This is a genomic window from Priestia sp. J2 (genome assembly GCF_020790095.1).
Taxonomy (GTDB): domain Bacteria; phylum Bacillota; class Bacilli; order Bacillales; family Bacillaceae_H; genus Priestia; species Priestia zanthoxyli.
The window spans coordinates 4,334,171-4,351,773 of sequence record NZ_CP086208.1; the positions used below are offsets into that span (position 1 = coordinate 4,334,171).

20 protein-coding genes are annotated in these 17,603 nt (G+C 37.7%); all 20 read right to left on the bottom strand.

Going from position 1 to position 17,603, the window contains the following annotated elements:
* Positions 1–228 precede the first annotated feature (228 nt).
* The 20 genes from rpoD to rpsU all read right to left on the bottom strand — a co-directional run bounded on the left by rpoD (position 229) and on the right by rpsU (position 17,411).
* Positions 229–1,362 carry an RNA polymerase sigma factor RpoD gene (rpoD, locus tag LJY09_RS22460; protein ID WP_013059219.1) on the bottom strand — a complete coding sequence of 378 codons (1,134 nt, stop codon included), beginning with the start codon at positions 1,360–1,362 and terminating at the stop codon, positions 229–231.
* A gap of 65 nt (positions 1,363–1,427) precedes the next feature.
* Positions 1,428–3,236, bottom strand: coding sequence for a DNA primase (gene dnaG, locus LJY09_RS22465; RefSeq protein WP_016765586.1), 1,809 nt, complete (start codon positions 3,234–3,236; stop codon positions 1,428–1,430).
* Between the two features lie 41 nt (positions 3,237–3,277).
* Positions 3,278–3,748, bottom strand: coding sequence for a YaiI/YqxD family protein (locus LJY09_RS22470; protein WP_028411643.1), 471 nt, complete (start codon positions 3,746–3,748; stop codon positions 3,278–3,280).
* 311 nt (positions 3,749–4,059) lie between these two features.
* On the bottom strand, positions 4,060–4,863 hold the full coding sequence (locus tag LJY09_RS22475) for a pyruvate, water dikinase regulatory protein (RefSeq protein WP_014458195.1): 804 nt from the start codon (positions 4,861–4,863) through the stop codon (positions 4,060–4,062).
* Positions 4,864–4,896: 33 nt separating this feature from the next.
* The gene (locus LJY09_RS22480; protein WP_025750542.1) at positions 4,897–5,535 is read right to left on the bottom strand and encodes a transcriptional regulator CcpN; all 639 of its coding nucleotides are present in this window, start codon (positions 5,533–5,535) and stop codon (positions 4,897–4,899) included.
* Positions 5,536–5,793: 258 nt separating this feature from the next.
* The gene (gene recO, locus LJY09_RS22485) at positions 5,794–6,558 is read right to left on the bottom strand and encodes a DNA repair protein RecO (RefSeq protein WP_013059224.1); all 765 of its coding nucleotides are present in this window, start codon (positions 6,556–6,558) and stop codon (positions 5,794–5,796) included.
* A gap of 27 nt (positions 6,559–6,585) precedes the next feature.
* Positions 6,586–6,729 carry a YqzL family protein gene (locus LJY09_RS22490; protein WP_014458193.1) on the bottom strand — a complete coding sequence of 48 codons (144 nt, stop codon included), beginning with the start codon at positions 6,727–6,729 and terminating at the stop codon, positions 6,586–6,588.
* 155 nt (positions 6,730–6,884) lie between these two features.
* Positions 6,885–7,790 (bottom strand): GTPase Era, encoded by a 906-nt coding sequence (gene era, locus LJY09_RS22495; RefSeq protein WP_013059225.1) that lies wholly within the window; start codon positions 7,788–7,790, stop codon positions 6,885–6,887.
* Complete coding sequence (locus tag LJY09_RS22500) at positions 7,783–8,181, bottom strand: cytidine deaminase (RefSeq protein ID WP_028411644.1); 399 nt, start codon at positions 8,179–8,181, stop codon at positions 7,783–7,785. The genes era and LJY09_RS22500 overlap by 8 nt, the downstream gene beginning before the upstream one ends.
* A 91-nt stretch (positions 8,182–8,272) precedes the next feature.
* On the bottom strand, positions 8,273–8,644 hold the full coding sequence (locus tag LJY09_RS22505; RefSeq protein WP_028411645.1) for a diacylglycerol kinase family protein: 372 nt from the start codon (positions 8,642–8,644) through the stop codon (positions 8,273–8,275).
* A complete protein-coding gene (gene ybeY / locus LJY09_RS22510; protein WP_028411646.1) occupies positions 8,628–9,098 on the bottom strand; it encodes an rRNA maturation RNase YbeY in 471 nt (156 codons plus the stop codon). The genes LJY09_RS22505 and ybeY overlap by 17 nt, the downstream gene beginning before the upstream one ends.
* Positions 9,095–11,203, bottom strand: a complete 2,109-nt coding sequence (locus LJY09_RS22515; protein ID WP_071276952.1) for an HD family phosphohydrolase — start codon at positions 11,201–11,203, stop codon at positions 9,095–9,097. The genes ybeY and LJY09_RS22515 overlap by 4 nt, the downstream gene beginning before the upstream one ends.
* A 63-nt stretch (positions 11,204–11,266) precedes the next feature.
* Positions 11,267–12,241 carry a PhoH family protein gene (locus LJY09_RS22520; protein WP_028411648.1) on the bottom strand — a complete coding sequence of 325 codons (975 nt, stop codon included), beginning with the start codon at positions 12,239–12,241 and terminating at the stop codon, positions 11,267–11,269.
* A 3-nt stretch (positions 12,242–12,244) separates the two neighbouring features.
* Positions 12,245–13,432 (bottom strand): sporulation protein YqfD, encoded by a 1,188-nt coding sequence (yqfD, locus tag LJY09_RS22525; RefSeq protein WP_028411649.1) that lies wholly within the window; start codon positions 13,430–13,432, stop codon positions 12,245–12,247.
* Positions 13,433–13,448: 16 nt separating this feature from the next.
* Positions 13,449–13,733, bottom strand: a complete 285-nt coding sequence (yqfC, locus tag LJY09_RS22530) for a sporulation protein YqfC (RefSeq protein ID WP_013059232.1) — start codon at positions 13,731–13,733, stop codon at positions 13,449–13,451.
* A gap of 59 nt (positions 13,734–13,792) precedes the next feature.
* Positions 13,793–14,254, bottom strand: a complete 462-nt coding sequence (locus LJY09_RS22535) for a hypothetical protein (RefSeq protein WP_048019738.1) — start codon at positions 14,252–14,254, stop codon at positions 13,793–13,795.
* A gap of 31 nt (positions 14,255–14,285) precedes the next feature.
* Positions 14,286–15,269, bottom strand: a complete 984-nt coding sequence (floA, locus tag LJY09_RS22540) for a flotillin-like protein FloA (RefSeq protein WP_028411651.1) — start codon at positions 15,267–15,269, stop codon at positions 14,286–14,288.
* On the bottom strand, positions 15,269–16,600 hold the full coding sequence (locus tag LJY09_RS22545; protein WP_228307432.1) for an NfeD family protein: 1,332 nt from the start codon (positions 16,598–16,600) through the stop codon (positions 15,269–15,271). Before LJY09_RS22545 ends, floA begins: the two co-directional genes overlap by 1 nt.
* Positions 16,601–16,778: 178 nt before the next feature.
* Positions 16,779–17,222, bottom strand: a complete 444-nt coding sequence (locus LJY09_RS22550; RefSeq protein WP_013059236.1) for a GatB/YqeY domain-containing protein — start codon at positions 17,220–17,222, stop codon at positions 16,779–16,781.
* A 15-nt stretch (positions 17,223–17,237) separates the two neighbouring features.
* Positions 17,238–17,411, bottom strand: coding sequence for a 30S ribosomal protein S21 (gene rpsU, locus LJY09_RS22555; RefSeq protein WP_013059237.1), 174 nt, complete (start codon positions 17,409–17,411; stop codon positions 17,238–17,240).
* Between the last annotated feature and the right edge of the window lie 192 nt (positions 17,412–17,603).

Below are 17,603 nucleotides of genomic sequence, written 5' to 3' on the forward strand. Positions count from 1 at the left end.
GGATGTTTAAATGAAATTTGAACATCTTACGCTTCTATAACAAAAGAATATAAAGGAGCATTTGCAAAACGAAGGACAATTCAGTAAAATATATGAAAGAAGAAAAGTTGGTAAAAAAATCAATATACTTCTTTAAAATGCGTTTTCATGAAATTTATTCCATAAAAAACAGATAGCCTCTTTCCGCAGGGAAAGAAGCTATCTCATAAGCGCTATTTACGCTTTTATCTATTCTAAGAAATCTTTTAAACGTTTGCTTCGGCTAGGGTGACGAAGCTTGCGAAGCGCTTTAGCTTCAATTTGACGAATACGCTCACGCGTTACGCCAAATACTTTTCCTACTTCTTCAAGCGTACGCGTACGCCCATCGTCCAGACCAAAGCGGAGTCTAAGAACATTTTCTTCGCGATCTGTTAACGTATCAAGGACGTCTTCTAACTGCTCTTTTAATAATTCATATGCAGCATGTTCAGAAGGTGATGTTGCATCCTGGTCTTCAATGAAGTCACCTAAATGAGAATCATCTTCCTCACCAATTGGCGTTTCAAGAGAAACCGGCTCTTGGGCAATTTTTAAGATTTCACGAACTTTTTCTGGTGTTAAGTCCATATCTTCTGCAATTTCTTCAGGAGATGGTTCGCGACCTAAATCTTGTAGAAGCTGACGTTGAACACGAATTAGTTTGTTAATCGTTTCAACCATATGAACAGGGATACGAATCGTTCTTGCTTGGTCAGCAATCGCACGAGTAATAGCTTGACGAATCCACCATGTCGCATACGTACTGAATTTATAACCTTTGCGATAATCAAATTTTTCTACCGCTTTAATAAGACCCATGTTTCCTTCTTGAATTAAATCAAGAAACAGCATACCGCGTCCAACATAGCGTTTAGCTATACTTACAACAAGACGTAAGTTTGCTTCAGCAAGACGACGTTTCGCTTCTTCATCGCCTTCTTCAATACGTTTTGCTAAATTGATTTCTTCCTCTGCCGACAATAAGTCAACGCGTCCGATTTCTTTTAAGTACATACGAACTGGATCATTAATTTTCACACCAGGAGGTACACTTAAATCATTTAAATCAAACTCTTCTTCTTTTGACAGTTCTTGAATATCGGGATCGGCATCGTCATCATTTGCTTCAGATTCACTCATTACTTCAACACCTTGTTCTCCAAGGTATTCATAATATTCATCCATTTGATCGGATTCAATTTCGAAGTTCGCCATACGCTCTGCAATTTCTTCGTATGTTAGCACACCACGTTTTTTTCCGATTTCGGTCAATTGATCTTTTACTTGTTCAATTGTTAAATCTGAATCAAGTTGTTTTGATTGAGCTGATTTTTCAGCCATCAGATCCCCTCCTTCCAAAATTTTAAGGAAAACCTTCTAAAAGTGGGACTAATACGCAACATCGTTTATTTTAACGTTTTTTTCAACTGTAAAATTTCCATTGCTATTGTCGCAGCTTTTAAATAATCTTTTTGACGCTCTGCTTCTTGCTTTTCTGCTTCTTTTTTTTCTATCGCTACCCTTTGTGGATAAATCAATATCGTTTGGATATAATCATTCAAAGCTTGCTCCGACAATTCATCATTGATTGACATCATCGCCAATTCTGAAGCTAGACTAGACAACGAAGATTCGGGCAACCGCTCAATAAATCCGCTCGGATTAGGCTCGTGTCCTTCCTCGTAATAGGCATACAAATATAGAACAAGCGCACGATGTTCTTCGACATTGAACTGACCTTGAAGTCGGTCTTGAATTCTAAATGCTACATCCTTATCTTTCAACATATGAGCAATCAAAAAACGTTCTGCATTTTGATAAGCCGGTAATAAGCTTCTCTTTACGACTGGTTGTCTATTTATATTATTTCGATTTGGAGAATCATTATCCTTTTTCTTTTTTTCCGTTCGATACACTTGATACTGCTGTTCTTTAAGCGCATCTAATGAAATGGAAAACTCTTGTGCCAATTGGCGTAAATAATGATCTCGCTCTACAGCTTTTGTAAGGAGGCTTATTTCTTTCAAAACGTCTTCAATGTATTGCATACGTTCAGATTCATTTTGTAGATTTCGCTTTCGGCGGAGATACCTCATTTGAAATGCCATAAAGGTCAAGCTGCTATTAATAACATCATTTTGAAACTTCTCTGCCCCGTATTCTTTAATATAATCATCCGGGTCATAACCATCCGGCATCACAGCAATCTTAACGGTACAACCCACATTTGTTAAGATAGCAGTTGCTTTGTGCGCTGCTTCAATTCCAGCAGAATCTGCATCATAGCAAATGATAACGGACTCTACATTTCGGCGAATAATTTTGGCTTGTTCTTCTGTTAAGGCAGTTCCCATTGTTGCAATTGCGTTTGGGCACCCCGCTTTAACAGCTGAAATAACATCTGCAAATCCTTCAAATAAAATAACCTGCTGATTTTTGCGTATATGTTTTTTAGCGCGGTGAAAGTTGTAGAGTGTGCGACTTTTGTTAAAAATAGAAGTTTCGGGACTGTTTAAATATTTAGGCTGCCCTTTTATCTCTTTTAGCAGGCGCCCTGAAAATGCAATTGTTTTGCCTTGCAAGTCAGCAATAGGAAACATAATTCGATCGCGAAAACGATCAAAGTACGTTTCATCTTGGTTGCGTTTAATGATTAAACCTGCATGTTCCATCTCTTGCGGATTAAACCCACGTTTTGTTAAGAACTTACTTACAAATTCCCACGAATCTAAAGCAAAACCTATCTCAAATTCATCGATAATTTCTCGTGAAAACCCTCGATTTATTAAATAATCATAAGCATCTTGGCCTTCTTTTGTATTTACCAATAAATGATGGTAAAATTTCTTTAAAAGCTCGTGTGCTTCAATCATTTTATTGCTAGGCTTTTGATTATCTTCTTCATGAGGATGTATCTCATGTTCGAAAGGAATATCTCCTTTTTCAGCGAGCTGCTGAGCTGCTTCCGTGAAGGACAGTCCTTCTAATTCCATTATGAATGAAAATGAATTCCCTCCTGCACCGCATCCAAAGCAATGATAAATTTGTTTATCAGGCGATACTGAAAAAGATGGTGTGCTTTCCCCATGAAACGGACAGAGTCCAAAATAATTGCGCCCTTGTTTTTTTAGTTGTACATAATCGCTTATGACGTCGACAATATCTACTGAATGCCGAATACGGTCGATTACTTCATCAGGAATTCGATTTGCCATAGTAACAGCTCCGTATTTCATATAATATTCTTCACTAAGTGCTAAATTCCTGCAAGTTTCGACAACATTTTTTCAAAAGCTTGAATGAAATGCTGGCGATCTTCTTCACTAAATGCCTTCGGGCCTTTAGTATGACGCCCTGATCGTCGCTCTTTTGCAGAAACATAGCGAAAGAAAAGCACCGTATTCATTTCGTCGTCATTATAGTACTTTCCACGAGGAGACAGTGCATAAACCCCTCGACTTACTAACATGCTTGCCAAGCCAGTATCTTGAGTTACGACAATATCCTGCTTGGCTGCGTGATTTAAAATATATAAATCTGCGGCTTCCTTTTCTGCATCCACATAGACCCATTTTCCTGGTGTAGGATTTGTTTGCATGTGAGCATAGGAAGCAACAAACACAAGCTCGATGTCATATGTATGTGTAAGTTCAACGATTTCTGCTTTGACAGGGCATGCATCAGCATCGACAAAAACTTTACTTTTTCTTTTGCTATAACTCTGTATTCTACATCCCTCCAGAGATTCCTTCTAACAAATTGTTATTTCCTGTAGATGGCATTTGTCGAATACTTTTTTCGATTTTGACTTGACTTTTATATAAATAGTTTATTCGTTCTTAACAAAGTCTAAACCTAAAACTATTCTTTTTTATCACAATTTTTTATTATAATATAAACAACCTATATTTTCTATACCAAAGTCACTTGTTTTTAAAAGTTCTGTCATATTCATCTTTGGTATATTTTCTTAGGCTTACAGCATACAAACATAAGAAAGCAATCTCCTTTATATTACGCACGGAGGAGATCCATCGTTTATTTCTTTTTGATGGTATTGAGAATGATACCGGCTGTTTCTTCTACGGCCCTGTTGGATACGTCAACCACTTCACAGCCAATCTTATCTACAATCCCTTGAAAAAATTCAAGTTCTTCTTTAATACGACCAATATTAGCATAAATTGCTTTATCGTTTAGACCAAGAGACTTTAAACGCTCTTTACGAATATCGTTTAATTTTTCGGGACTAATAGTAAGCCCTATACACTTCTCAGGTGATACGTGAAACAGCTCTTCTGGTGGATCTACTTCAGGTACAATCGGAACATTGGCTACTTTCAAACGCTTGTGTGCTAAAAATTGAGAAAGAGGCGTTTTAGACGTTCTTGATACACCGATTAATACGATATCCGCTCTAAGAATTCCTCTCGGATCACGCCCATCATCATATTTCACTGCAAATTCAATCGCTTCTACTTTCTTAAAATAATCTTCGTCTAATTTTCTAGCCATACCAGGCTCATAGCGAGGAGAAAGTTGATAAGAAGATTGAATTTTATCAATTAAAGGTCCAATAATATCAAATACCTCTACCCCGTTCTTGGACGCTTCTTGAATTAAAAATTCTCTCATTTCGGGCTTTACTAACGTAAAGCCAATAATAGCGTTGTTCAACTTTGCTACTGAAACCACTTCTGAAAGTGTTGCGATGTCCTCTACATAAGGTACTCTTTTAATTACAAAGTCTGTCATATTGAACTGACTAGAGGCAGCCTTTACAACTAGTTCAGCTGTCTCACCTACAGAATCCGAAATGACATAAAGACATGGGTTGTTCATATTTTGTGCATCCCCTTTTTAATCCTTTTTCACTTATAATACTTCATCATTTGCTAATGCTACTAGTAATTTTGTAATATTTGTTTTGGTAATGCGTCCCACCACTTCAAAATTGCCGTCTCCCTCTTTAATAACGGGCATAGCATCAATCTGTTTTTCAATTAAGATCTTAGCAATATCAATTAACAAATCTTCGCGATAGCAATATGTAATGTTGGGCATTCTCGTCATGATAATATGAACAGGAATAGATGTGAGCTCTTGCTTTCCGATACTCGCGCGCAATAAATCTTTACGCGACAGTACTCCCACTAGCTGTGATTTCTCATCCACTACAAAAAGGGTCCCCACGTCTTCTAGAAACATTGTACAAATAGCATCATATACCGACACATTTTCGTTCACGACTACAGGGATAGACTGATACTCTTGCACCTGTATTTTTTTTATTTTATCTGTAAGAAGCTGTGCTCCTGTTTTACCTGTGTAAAAGTAACCTACGCGCGGTCGCGCTTCTAGATAACCAGCCATTGTTAAAATAGCAAGGTCCGGTCTTAGCGTGGCCCGCGTAAGGCTAAGCTGATCTGCAATATGCTCGCCTGTAATAGGGCCTTCGTCTTTGACAATTTGTAAAATTTGTTCTTGTCGTTTGTTCAGTTCGATTGTACTCACCACCTAATCATTAAATGTGACATACTATTTATAAAACATTATATACTTTTTAAGCAAAAGTAAAAGCTATAACTTATTAATTTTAGCATTTTATCTTTTTAGAATGCCGTTTATTTTACCATGGCTTCTCAAAAAAAGCAGACATTACGCTTACAATAAGCGAAACTACCCCTTCGCTCCACAGTAAAAAGGGTGTCCTCTACACACTACGAGGCACCCTAGCGACAGCAATTCCTTGCATATCACTGATTATCTTTTCTATTTCTCATCAGAGAGCGATTGTTTTAAAGACTCCATCTGATTCAAAAACCGCTTTGTTTTTAAAAACAATCCTGAATATTCTTCATAATATTGATCAATTACAAACTTTAATTGTTTTTTTGTTTCGGGTTTAACAGAAATAGAACCTAACCGCTTTAAATCAATGTAATAAAATAGCCTTAATAGTTTAACCGTCATCGGACTAATTTTCAAATGATAAGGATCTTTTTCTAAGCATCGATGACAAATAAACCCGCCTTCTCGAATGGAAAAATGAAAGGTTCCTTCACCTTGATGGCAGACTGCACATTCATTTAATGTAGGATGAAGACCTAGAACGTTTAACATTTTCATTTCATAAATAAATGTTAAGATTTCTGCATCATACTCTTCGTTCATATAATGAATGGTTTGATGCAGCAGTTCAAATAGAAATGGATTTGGTTTATTGTTCTCAGTAGCTTTATCTGTTAATTCAAGAATATAAGAAGCATACGCTGTTGTGAAGATATCTTCGCGTATGCTTCTCATAGATGAGATAACTTCTCCTTGATGGAGAGTACCCATTCCTGAACCTGCTTGTATAAAAAAGTATCCATACGTAAATAATTGTGTGACGGAAGCTAAGCGACTACTGGGCTTTTTTGCCCCTCTTGCCATGAGACCCACTTTTCCGAGTTCACGTGAATAAATGGTGACAATTTTATTTGATTCACCGTAATCATTCGTTCGAATGACAATTCCTTCACACTTTTTAAACAATCATCATCACCGCCATCTTACAGAAGGCTAAGACAAGGGAGAATTGAGACTTTCGCTGTTGTCCTCATATGTTTCGGGTCTTTCTTTCACTTCATTTTCAAGTTCCTTAAAAATGAGATAAGTATCAATGCTACCTGTTTGTGAAAAAATGTTCCAAGTAAAATTCAACATAGAACTCCCACCTTTCTAACCATAAAGATCAGATACATATTTCAATTCCTTATGTTTAGAATAGCCTTCCGACGTAAAATCATGTAACACAATTTTTTACAAATCACCTTCTTTTATGAAGGGATATAAATCGACGCAAACAAGAACTCAAATGATTAATATTCGTCTTCTCTAAATCCAAAGTCACGGAGATGCGACGCTCGGTTTCGCCAATCTTTTTGTACTTTTACCCATAGTTCTAAAAATACTTTTGAACCTAAAAGGGCTTCAATGTCTGCTCTTGCTTTTCTTCCTACCTCTTTTAACATCTTTCCTTGCTTTCCAATTACGATGCCTTTTTGTGAATCTCTTTCGACGATAATTGTAGCCCCGACGTAAACAGCGCCATTATCTCGTCTTTGCATAGAATCCATCACAACGGCAATAGAATGAGGTATTTCTTCCCTCGTTGCATGCAGCACTTTTTCACGAATTAATTCCGTAATAATAAAGCGCTCTGGGTGATCTGTTACCTGATCTGCCGGGTAATATTGCGGACCTTCCGGCAATCGCTGCTTGATTTGATCAAGCAAACGCTCCACGTTATTTCCTTGTAAAGCTGAAATTGGCACAATTTCAGCAAAAGGATATAAGTCTTTATAATTCGTGATAATTGAAAACAATTCGTCTGGATGAATTTCATCAATTTTATTAATCACAAGGAAAACAGGCGTTTTTGTATCTTTTAAACGCTCGATAATAAATTCATCGCCTCGACCTAAGCCTTCTGTTGCGTTAATCATAAATAAAATTAAATCTACTTCTTTAAGCGTATTTTGTGCTACCTTCATCATAAAGTCGCCTAATTTATGCTTTGGTTTGTGAATTCCTGGTGTATCTATAAACACAATTTGCGCCTGATCTTCCGTGTACACACCCTGAATTTTATTTCTAGTTGTTTGCGGTTTGTCACTCATAATCGCAATCTTTTGACCAATCACTCGGTTCAAAAAAGTTGATTTCCCTACGTTTGGTCTTCCAATAATTGAAACAAAACCTGACTTAAATTCATTATTACTCATGTAAATCCTCCGATGAAAATGCTCCTGGAAGTAATTCTTCCACAGTTAGTTCTTGTATGTCATTTTTTAAATTGGTTAATATAACTTTCATTTCTTTTGGACAAAGCTCAGAGATTACTTGTCTGCATGCTCCACACGGAGAAACAGGACGATCAGTATCAGCTACTACAACAAGTGCTTTATACTCTTTATCTCCTTCTGAATAGGCTTTAAATAAAGCCGTACGCTCAGCACAATTGCACATGCTATAAGCTGCATTTTCAATATTGCAGCCGCGATAAACCTTTCCATCTTTCGTCAATAAAGCTGCACCAACTTTAAATTTTGAATACGGTACATAAGCCATTTCACGAGCTTTTTTCGCCTCATCAATCAGTCCGGTCTTATCCATTTATCCGCTCTCCTTTTGCGCTTCTACATGTCTTTTAACTTGTCCTTTTTTATTATACCACGGGGGTGTAAAGAACCAAAAAGAATCCTTTTTAAAACAAATACTTTAAGAAAATAATTCCTCCTATAAGGACAGCAAAACACGCATAGACCAACACCGCGGCTGCGGCTGCATCTTTTGCGTGTTTTGCTAGTATGTGATATTCAGGAGAAACTAAATCAACAACTTTTTCAACCGCTGTATTCATTAACTCTAAGCTGAACATGCCTGCAATCAGAAGCAGCACAACCGTCCATTCACCAGCTGTAATTGACAGCACGGCTCCTAAGAGAAGGACGATGAAAGAAGCTGCTACGTGAATTTGCATATTTCTCTGTGTTTTACAAACATAGAGAAACCCCTCTATTGCATAACCAAAGCTACTGACAACTTTAGCTATCCCTTTTTTACCGCGAGAGTCCATATTGTTCTAAAATATCTTTTTGACGTGTAAACATCTCTTTTTCATCTTCTGATGTTTCATGGTCATACCCAAGCAAGTGCAAGAAACCGTGAACCGTTAAGAATCCTAGCTCCCTCATAAACGAGTGATTGTATTCTTCTGCTTGCTCATGAGCTTTTGGAATCGAAATGACAATATCCCCCAGGACTCTTGGCATCTCATCTCCGATAATTTGCATTTCATCTTCGCCCATTTCTTCTAGCGCAAACGATATTACATCCGTTGGCTGATTTTTATGGCGGTATTGATGATTGATTTCTTGAATTCGATCATTATCCACAAATGTAACGGATACTTCTGCATCCTCTTGAAGATTTTCATATATAGCAGCGGCTTCAAGCAGCTTCTCAAGCTCTTTTTGCTGCTCTTTACTCACTTCGTTTGTTTCATCAATAAAATCAATAACTAAACTCATACCTTCACCTTCTCTTTTTTTATCTCTGGATATTCAATTCGGGAATGAAAAATCCCATTTAAAGTTTCACATAGTGCTTGGCGAATTAACTCTAGCTCTTTGAGCGTTACGTTACACTCGCTAAGCTGCTCATCCTGCAAGCGATCTTTAATAATATTTCGCACCAAGTTCTCAATCTTTTCCGGAGTTGGATTGGACATTGACCTTACGGCTGCTTCTACACTATCAGCTATGCAAATAACCGCTGCTTCTTTTGACTGAGGCTTTGGTCCAGGATAGCGATATTCTTTTTCATCAATTTTTTCTTCTGTTTGTTCAAGTGCCTTATGATAGAAAAACTTAAGCAGGGTCGTTCCGTGATGCTGCTCTGCAATATCTACAATCTCTTTTGGAAACTTGTGATTTCGCAAAATGGTCGCTCCATCTGTAGCATGTGCGATTATAATATTTTTACTAGTCTTCGGACTTAGTTTATCATGCGGATTGGTAATATTCATTTGATTTTCAATAAAATACTGCGGTCGCTTCGTTTTACCAATATCGTGGTAATAAGCCCCCACTCTCGCTAATAAACCGTTAGCTCCTATCGTTTCGCACGCCGCTTCAGATAAGTTTGCCACCATTACACTGTGATGATACGTTCCCGGTGTTTCGGTTAAGATTTTACGTAATAGCGGATGATTAGGACTCGATAATTCAATCAGCTTCATCGTAGATAAAATGCCAAATCCACTTTCAAAAAACGGAAGCAAACCTATAGCTAAAACGGAAGCAATAACACCAGATGCAATTGACATCATGCTGTAATAGCCAAGCTCTACAGTACCAATTTGGCCATTTTTAATAAAAATAATAGCAAAGCTAATAATTACGTTTACCATAGCCACAAATAGACCTGCCTGCAAAATCCGTGAACGCCTGTGCTGCCTGCTTAAAAATAAAATAGCAGCAATATTGCTAATTAAAAAGTAAATCCCAATGTTCATATTAAACGAGGTTGTCAATTCACCATTAAAAATAATGCTTCCACAAATAGCAAATACAATACTTGATAAAATAGCAATGCGTTCATCCATTAAAATTCGAATCAGCAAACCTCCCACCGCAACAGGAGCTAAGAAACCAATTTCCGATAAATCAATTTGTTGAAACAAGCTTAAGATTTTCATGAGGCCAATCGTAATGGTTGCTACCAATACATACAACAACAAGGGCTGATATGTCTTGGTGTGAAATTCACGCAAATAGTAAATGAGGCCGGCTATCATCATCACAATCAGCAAAGCTAATCCCGCAAAAGGCTGAATAGATCCTTTATTATTCAACAATCCCGCGAGCTGGAGCTGACGATATATATCAGGATTAATAAGCTGATTTTCTTCTACAATAATCTGACCTTGTTTAATTCGAACAGGCTCCACTTTTTCCACAGCTGCTTGACGGTTTTCAGCTGTTTTTTTGGGGTCATAAATCACATTTGGAATGATAGCGAATTTAGCAATTGCATTCATTGAATCCTTTAGGGAGTTGCTGACATTGGTGTAAACAAGCTGACCTTCTACCTGGTCTTTTTTCTCTTCTACATCGCTAATCTTCACTTGATCTTTCATCACATGATGAACGGCTGTAACTACAGCGTCTTTCGCAATCGATAAATCACTGTTAGAAGACTGAAGCAGCTGCTTGATGGTATCCTTTGGCAAGTTTTTTTGAATGTCTTCAGGAAGCTTGTCCTCTAGCATTTTTTGTTTGGTTTTTAATACGGCATCGATACTGTCATCTTCATGATCTTCTTTTTCATATTCTGTATTAACTTCCATCATCGCATCAAAAATAGATGCAACAAGATCGACTTGGTTCTGTGCGTATTCTGTTTTTTGTGTATACACATCTTCAACGGCTTGTTCTGCCTCTGCCCGTTTTTTCTCTGTGCTCTCTTTATCTTCAATGGTAACGGGTGAGTAAATGGTTTGCGGGGAAATAGACAGTAGTCTAAGATCTAATTCCTGCGGCTTTACATTGCTATACATAGACGCAAACATCATTATACCTAACAGGGCATATAACCCAATTTGAATTAACCGTAATCGCTCGATCTGTGCCATTGTTTGCTTGATTATCCGAAACGTTGACACAAACGTACCCCCTTTTACAAAAAATAGACCCTATTAAGAAAGGGTCTTTTGGTCAGCGTGTTCGTACGCTTGAATGATACGTCCCACAAGTGGATGGCGCACAACATCTGACTGTTCTAGATGAACAAACGAAATACCTTTAACATTGGTCAGGATTTTCGAGACAGCCGCTAGACCAGACTGAGCTCCTTTTGGTAAATCAATTTGTGAAATATCTCCTGTAATCACCATTTTAGACCCAAATCCTAGTCGTGTTAAAAACATCTTCATTTGCGCCATCGTGGTGTTTTGTGCTTCGTCTAAGATAACAAACGCATCATCTAGTGTACGACCTCGCATATAAGCAAGGGGTGCTATTTCAATAACTCCGCGTTCGATTAGGCGTTGCGTATGTTCTGTTCCTAATACATCATGTAATGCATCGTACAGAGGCCGCAAGTACGGATCTACTTTTTCTTTCAAATCTCCTGGCAAGAAGCCAAGACTTTCACCTGCTTCAACAGCAGGACGTGTTAAAATAATACGCTGTACGTGACCATTTTTAAGAGCATTAACGGCCATGACAACGGCTAAATACGTTTTACCCGTACCAGCAGGCCCAATTCCAAATACCAAATCATTTTTCTTAATAGCAGAAATGTAGTGACTTTGTCCTAATGTCTTAACACGAATAGTCTTACCTTTTACGTTTTTACCAATCTCTTCTTCATATACATCTTCAAAAAACTCGAGAGAATTTTTCTTAGCTAATTGAATCGCATACACAACATCTCGTTCAGATATGGAAATATTTTTGCGGATAATGTTCAGTAACTTTTTAAGCATTTCTTCCACTAGCTGAACATTTTCTGTACTTCCGGAGACTACAACAGTCTCACCTCTTGAAATGATCGAGACCTGCATTTCTTCTTCAATTCGCTTTAAATTCGCATCTTGTACGCCAAATAATGAAATGGCTTCGTTTGAATCATCAAGTTGTACGTTAATTGTTACTAGCTGTTCTGACATTCATCAATCTCCTTGAATAATTGGTTGAGTGTTCGCAATATTTTCTATAACTTGGTAATGTATTGATAATCTAACTTTACCATTGTCCTGTTCTTGGTGCAAAACTTTTTCACCTTTTATTTTAGCATCCTCACCTAAAGTTGATAGTAATTTTTTTCGACCGATTTCCAAAGCTTTTTCCACCGCCTCTTGTTTAGAATAGACGCGCTGCGAATTCTGTTCTTCTCGTACAGCAACTTTCTCATACGACAGAGGTAATTTCCATTTAAAAAAATAGAGTGGATGCTCCACTTTTTCTGTCACCTTTGAGCCGTATTTCTCTTTGTTAAAAGCCCAAAGAGGCATTTTAAAAGCTTGAAAATCTAAATAGTGCTTCGTATATCCATTACCCGTTAATACTTGAAAATCAGTTTTCAAAGGCACTTCCACCTCAGACTTATACCATGTTTCACCGTAGACTTTTCCTTTAGCAGCTACTACTTTTTTATTTTTTTCGTTTCCAATAATACCGGAAACTAAGACCTCGCCTTCGTTGACAAAATCATTAACCTTGACTAAAGGTTGTCCTTTTTCGACAAACAAATTCGTAATAATAGCTTTCTTTTTAGCAATTAAATGTTGGTAAGGTGTTTTTTGCTGAGGCTTGGGCTCATTTTTTTCAACCACTTGGAAGTGATAAGAAGTGCCGCGCACTTCTACTCCCACCCAGGTAATATTGTTCATATTATCCGTTAAATAGCGCTGAATTTTTTCAGGACTCTCTAACAGAAATTGAAACTCTCCTCTTTTTACACCTATTTTGGCCAGCTGCTTCGTCATTTGATGTTCTGTTTGTGGTTCTGCACCGCTAATTTCCACTTTCCACACCATGTTGGAAAGCAAACCAAGAATAATAAAAAAAGAAAGAAAACCTAAAGCAAATCCACTATTTTTAATCACTCGTTTTGTTAAAAAAGGAAAACCTCGGCCTCTTATAAAATAAATTTTACAGTCTGCGTTGCGAATTAGTATACGAATTTTCTTTACATCTTTCAATAATATCGTTGCTGTCGCTAGCTGACCGTCAACTTTATGGACATTCGAGATCATAATCTGTTGTCTCACACAATTATTTAAGAAACGTTCAATTCCTTTTCCAACAATTCGAATACGTACGGTACCAATAACAAAGTTTGTCCATCCATTCTTCATTTTTTTCCTCCTTGTGTTATTGTTCTAAATAAAGAACTTGATTGATTTTACCTTCTAAAACCAGTTCTTCTGGCAGTATTACTTTAATGACCAGTCCTTCACCTCGAATTAACATTTGTCCCTGTTTTAGTAACACGCGTATTTCAGTATCAGAAAAGGCTAATAAACCTTTATGATTTTCAATATAAATGTGTATTTGTCCAACTAACGTAATACGGGGAAGATCCATTAATACATCAGCGGGTAGTTCCATTGTTTTTGTCATCCATCTTTTCATTTGGTGTCTCCACTTTTTGCTCATAAAAAGAACCCCCTTTCATCTCATGTTTATGAGAAAGGGGGTTAATGTATCACATCTATTTATCGTTTATATTTACGTTGTTTCGATTTTGGCGGCCCTAGAATTTCGGACCATATCACTCCTTGAACAGCTTCTTTACGAGAAATGGGCTTAAAAACGTTTTTCTCATCAGTTGTTTTTGGTTTTTCAACTGCGATTTTCTTTTGAATAGAAGGTTCATGATACGAACGGTTTTTTAGCTCTTCCAGTTTTTCTTGCAAAGGATTTGTTTCCGCTGAAGGAACAGTTTCTGGCTCCATACGAGCTGTTTTTGGCTCTTCTTTGACAGGGCGATATCTAGGTCTTTCCCGCCTTGAAGGATTGTTTACAGGAGGCATAGGAGCTCTTTTAGAACGCTGCTGTTCTTCCTCTTTTGACTGAGCCATAAAACGCTGCACAACGTTAAAAATAATCCCTCCAATGATGACAAAAATGAAAGCATTATTAATAATTAGTTTAATAAGCGTTTCAACGATATTCATTAGGAGAAAACCTCCTTGTTAAACTGATTCATTATTTCTCATCGTCTTCTTTAGACATTTTTCCAATTGAATCACGCATATCCGTATCAGCAGTCAAGTTTTGAATATTCATATAATCCATGACGCCAATATTGCCAGAGCGCAGTGCTTCTGCCATCGCTAATGGTACTTCTGCTTCTGCTTCTACTACTTTTGCACGCATTTCTTCTACTTTTGCACGCATTTCTTGTTCTTGAGCAACGGCCATAGCACGACGTTCTTCGGCTTTTGCTTGGGCAATATTTTTATCTGCTTCTGCTTGGTCTGTTTGAAGAACTGCCCCAATATTTTTACCAATGTCGATATCAGCAATATCAATGGATAAGATTTCAAACGCTGTTCCGGAATCCAACCCTTTTCCTAAAACCGTTTGAGAGATCATATCAGGGTTTTCCAATACTTTTTTGTGATCTTTTTGTGAACCGATTGTAGAAACAATCCCCTCGCCAACACGGGCAATAATCGTTTCTTCTCCAGCTCCCCCTACTAGTCGATCAATGTTTGCACGAACGGTAATTCGGGCTTTTGCTTTGACTTCGATTCCATCCATAGCCACCCCTGCAATAAAAGGTGTTTCAATAACTTTTGGATTAACGCTCATTTGTACAGCTTCTAGCACATCACGGCCCGCTAAGTCGATAGCTGCTCCGCGCTCAAATGTTAACTCAATATTTGCTCGGTGCGCTGCAATCAACGCATTTACCACGCGGTCCACGTTACCGCCTGCTAAATAGTGGCTTTCTAATTGATTAATGGTAATACCTAAACCGGCTTTACTTGCTTTAATTAACGGGTTCACAACGCGAGATGGTATCACTCGACGAAGTCTCATTCCGACCAGTGTGAAAATACTAATACGAACGCCTGCTGCTAATGCTGAGATCCATAACATAATCGGTACAAAAGTGAAAAAAACAGCTAAAGCAATAATTGCTAGGCCAATAACTACAAAAAACAATACGCTACCTGCTTCCATTAATTAAGGTCCTCCTTTTTCAAAGGCTCTGTGAGCTTCCGCACCACAACCCTTGATCCCTCTACTTTTATAATATTTACTAACACATCTTTGTCTAAATATCCGCCTTCAGTGACTACATCCACATACTCTTCATCGATGAGCACGGTGCCTGAAGGACGCAGCGGCGTTGTTGTTTTACCTTGTTTTCCTATTAATTCATACCGATTTTGATTCGATACATAACCAGATTCGGTATTAAGTGAATCATTAAGCACCATTTTTTTGAAAGGTGTAAGCTTTCTTTTAAAAAATTTCATCATCACAAACGCACCTCCCAGTGCCACCACTATCGCAATTACAAGAGAAATTCCCATTTCGACATTATTATCTGTTGACATAAAAAAACTTAAAATGATAGCTCCAAGCCCTAGCAGCCCTAAAACGCCGCCTGGCACTACAATCTCTAATAGAAGCAGTATAATTCCTGCTATAAATAAAACGAGGGCTTCCATTCCTGCTAATCCTGCTACCATATGACCATAGAAAAATAAAAGAAGTGAAGCTACTCCAATGGAGCCCGCAATACCAAATGAAGGCGTAAACAATTCAATTACAATTCCTAAAGCACCAATAGATAATAAAATGGGAACAACAAGCGGATGGGTAAGAAAACGAGCAATTTGTTCACTTACACTCATTTTTGCATACGTCAGTTTAGCATCTTCATAGCCAAGCACGCTCAGGAGATCGTCTAAATTTTTTACAGTTCCTTCTGAATAACCAACTTGCTCGGCTTGCTTCGGAGTTAGCGTCAACAATTCGTTTCCTTTTAAGTTGAGCTCAGGTATGACCATCTTTGTGTTTGCCATCGCTTCTGCATATTTAGGGTTTCGGTTATTTTGTTCTGCTGCGCTCTTCATAGCCGATAACCAGTAGGACTGAGCTTTTTTTCCTGCTGCATTTCCCTGTTGGTCAATCACAGCTGCCGATCCCATTGTAGAACCGGGTGTCATATAAATTTGATCGGCGTTAAGTGCAATATACGCTCCGGCCGATAATGCTTTTTTGTCGACAAAAGCAGCGGTAGGAATAGGTGTTGAGGTTAAGCTTTTAGCTATTTCAGAAGCTGCATCTACAGCTCCTCCAGGAGTATCTATGTCCAATATAATCAAATCTGCACCGTCATTTTCCGCATCTTCAATGGATCTGTTTAAAAAAGAAAGCAGTCCATTTTCTACCGTTTTATTGACAGGAATAACGTGTACACGCTTCACGTCAGCGGTGCTAATAGTGGGGAATAACCCAGTGGCTAAAATAAGAAAGCACACGAAAGAAAATAAGGTTTTCACCGAATACACTTCCCTCCTTCCATAGATAGTATGAGTATGTATCTGTATATACGAATAACTTTAACAATAGTTTCAAATTTTTTAAAATTTATCTATTTTATTCTTTGCACTAGAGAAACAAAACATACGTTCGGATATTATCTATATAAAAAACACCTTACACAAGGTAAGGTGTTTTTTATGATAAGTGTTGAAGGACAAGCTTATTAACAAGAGAGCCATCCGCTTTGCCTTTTACTTTCGGCATAAGCGCTCCCATAACTTTCCCCATATCAGCTTTAGAGGAAGACTGCGTTTCTTCAATCGTCGTTTTAATAATTTCAGATAACTCTTCTTCAGTTAGCTGTTTAGGAGCGTAAACTTCTAAAACCGCTAATTCAGAATGAATTTTATCAACAAGATCTTGACGACCTGCTTTCTCAAATTCATGGAGGGAGTCTTTACGTTGTTTGAATTCGCGAGAAATAACCGTCAACTCGTCTGCTTCAGTTAGGTCAGTGCCTAACTTAATGGCTTCGTTTTGAAGAGATGCTTTGACCATACGAATGACCCCAAGCTTCTCTTTCTCTTTGTTTTTCATCGCTTGTTTCATATCACTATTTAAACGCTCGAGAAGACTCATAAATCCACCCTCTTATTAGAACTTGCGTTTTCTAGCAGCTTCAGATTTCTTCTTACGCTTTACGCTAGGCTTTTCATAGAATTCGCGCTTTCTTGCTTCTTGTAACGTACCAGTTTTTGAAACTGAACGTTTGAAGCGACGAAGAGCATCTTCAAGCGATTCGTTTTTACGAACAACTGTTCTTGACATTCTAATTCCCTCCCTCCGAACAAAACCACTAACATCATAATGAAATGACATGTTAGACATGTCTTTTGCAATTATAATATAATGATTCCTTAAGGTCAACCGCTTTACATAAAGTAATGCAGTTATTCCCCCTTTATTTTATGAACTTTCTTGATAAAACATTACTCGCTCAGCTGTTTTATACGTATGAAA

What these genes read in the sequence shown, in the direction of transcription:
- rpsU (WP_013059237.1), bottom strand. Translation starts at nt 17,411, where the DNA reads ATGTCAAGAACAGTTGTTCGTAAAAACGAATCGCTTGAAGATGCTCTT.
- floA (WP_028411651.1), bottom strand. Translation starts at nt 15,269, where the DNA reads ATGGAAGCAGGTAGCGTATTGTTTTTTGTAGTTATTGGCCTAGCAATT.
- rpoD (WP_013059219.1), bottom strand. Translation starts at nt 1,362, where the DNA reads ATGGCTGAAAAATCAGCTCAATCAAAACAACTTGATTCAGATTTAACA.
- LJY09_RS22505 (WP_028411645.1), bottom strand. Translation starts at nt 8,644, where the DNA reads ATGGACTCTCGCGGTAAAAAAGGGATAGCTAAAGTTGTCAGTAGCTTT.
- LJY09_RS22475 (WP_014458195.1), bottom strand. Translation starts at nt 4,863, where the DNA reads ATGAACAACCCATGTCTTTATGTCATTTCGGATTCTGTAGGTGAGACA.
- ybeY (WP_028411646.1), bottom strand. Translation starts at nt 9,098, where the DNA reads ATGAGTTTAGTTATTGATTTTATTGATGAAACAAACGAAGTGAGTAAA.
- yqfD (WP_028411649.1), bottom strand. Translation starts at nt 13,432, where the DNA reads ATGAAGAATGGATGGACAAACTTTGTTATTGGTACCGTACGTATTCGA.
- LJY09_RS22535 (WP_048019738.1), bottom strand. Translation starts at nt 14,254, where the DNA reads ATGAATATCGTTGAAACGCTTATTAAACTAATTATTAATAATGCTTTC.
- era (WP_013059225.1), bottom strand. Translation starts at nt 7,790, where the DNA reads ATGAGTAATAATGAATTTAAGTCAGGTTTTGTTTCAATTATTGGAAGA.
- dnaG (WP_016765586.1), bottom strand. Translation starts at nt 3,236, where the DNA reads ATGGCAAATCGAATTCCTGATGAAGTAATCGACCGTATTCGGCATTCA.
- LJY09_RS22500 (WP_028411644.1), bottom strand. Translation starts at nt 8,181, where the DNA reads ATGGATAAGACCGGACTGATTGATGAGGCGAAAAAAGCTCGTGAAATG.
- LJY09_RS22550 (WP_013059236.1), bottom strand. Translation starts at nt 17,222, where the DNA reads ATGAGTCTTCTCGAGCGTTTAAATAGTGATATGAAACAAGCGATGAAA.
- LJY09_RS22515 (WP_071276952.1), bottom strand. Translation starts at nt 11,203, where the DNA reads ATGGCACAGATCGAGCGATTACGGTTAATTCAAATTGGGTTATATGCC.
- yqfC (WP_013059232.1), bottom strand. Translation starts at nt 13,733, where the DNA reads ATGAGCAAAAAGTGGAGACACCAAATGAAAAGATGGATGACAAAAACA.
- LJY09_RS22490 (WP_014458193.1), bottom strand. Translation starts at nt 6,729, where the DNA reads ATGTTGAATTTTACTTGGAACATTTTTTCACAAACAGGTAGCATTGAT.
- LJY09_RS22520 (WP_028411648.1), bottom strand. Translation starts at nt 12,241, where the DNA reads ATGTCAGAACAGCTAGTAACAATTAACGTACAACTTGATGATTCAAAC.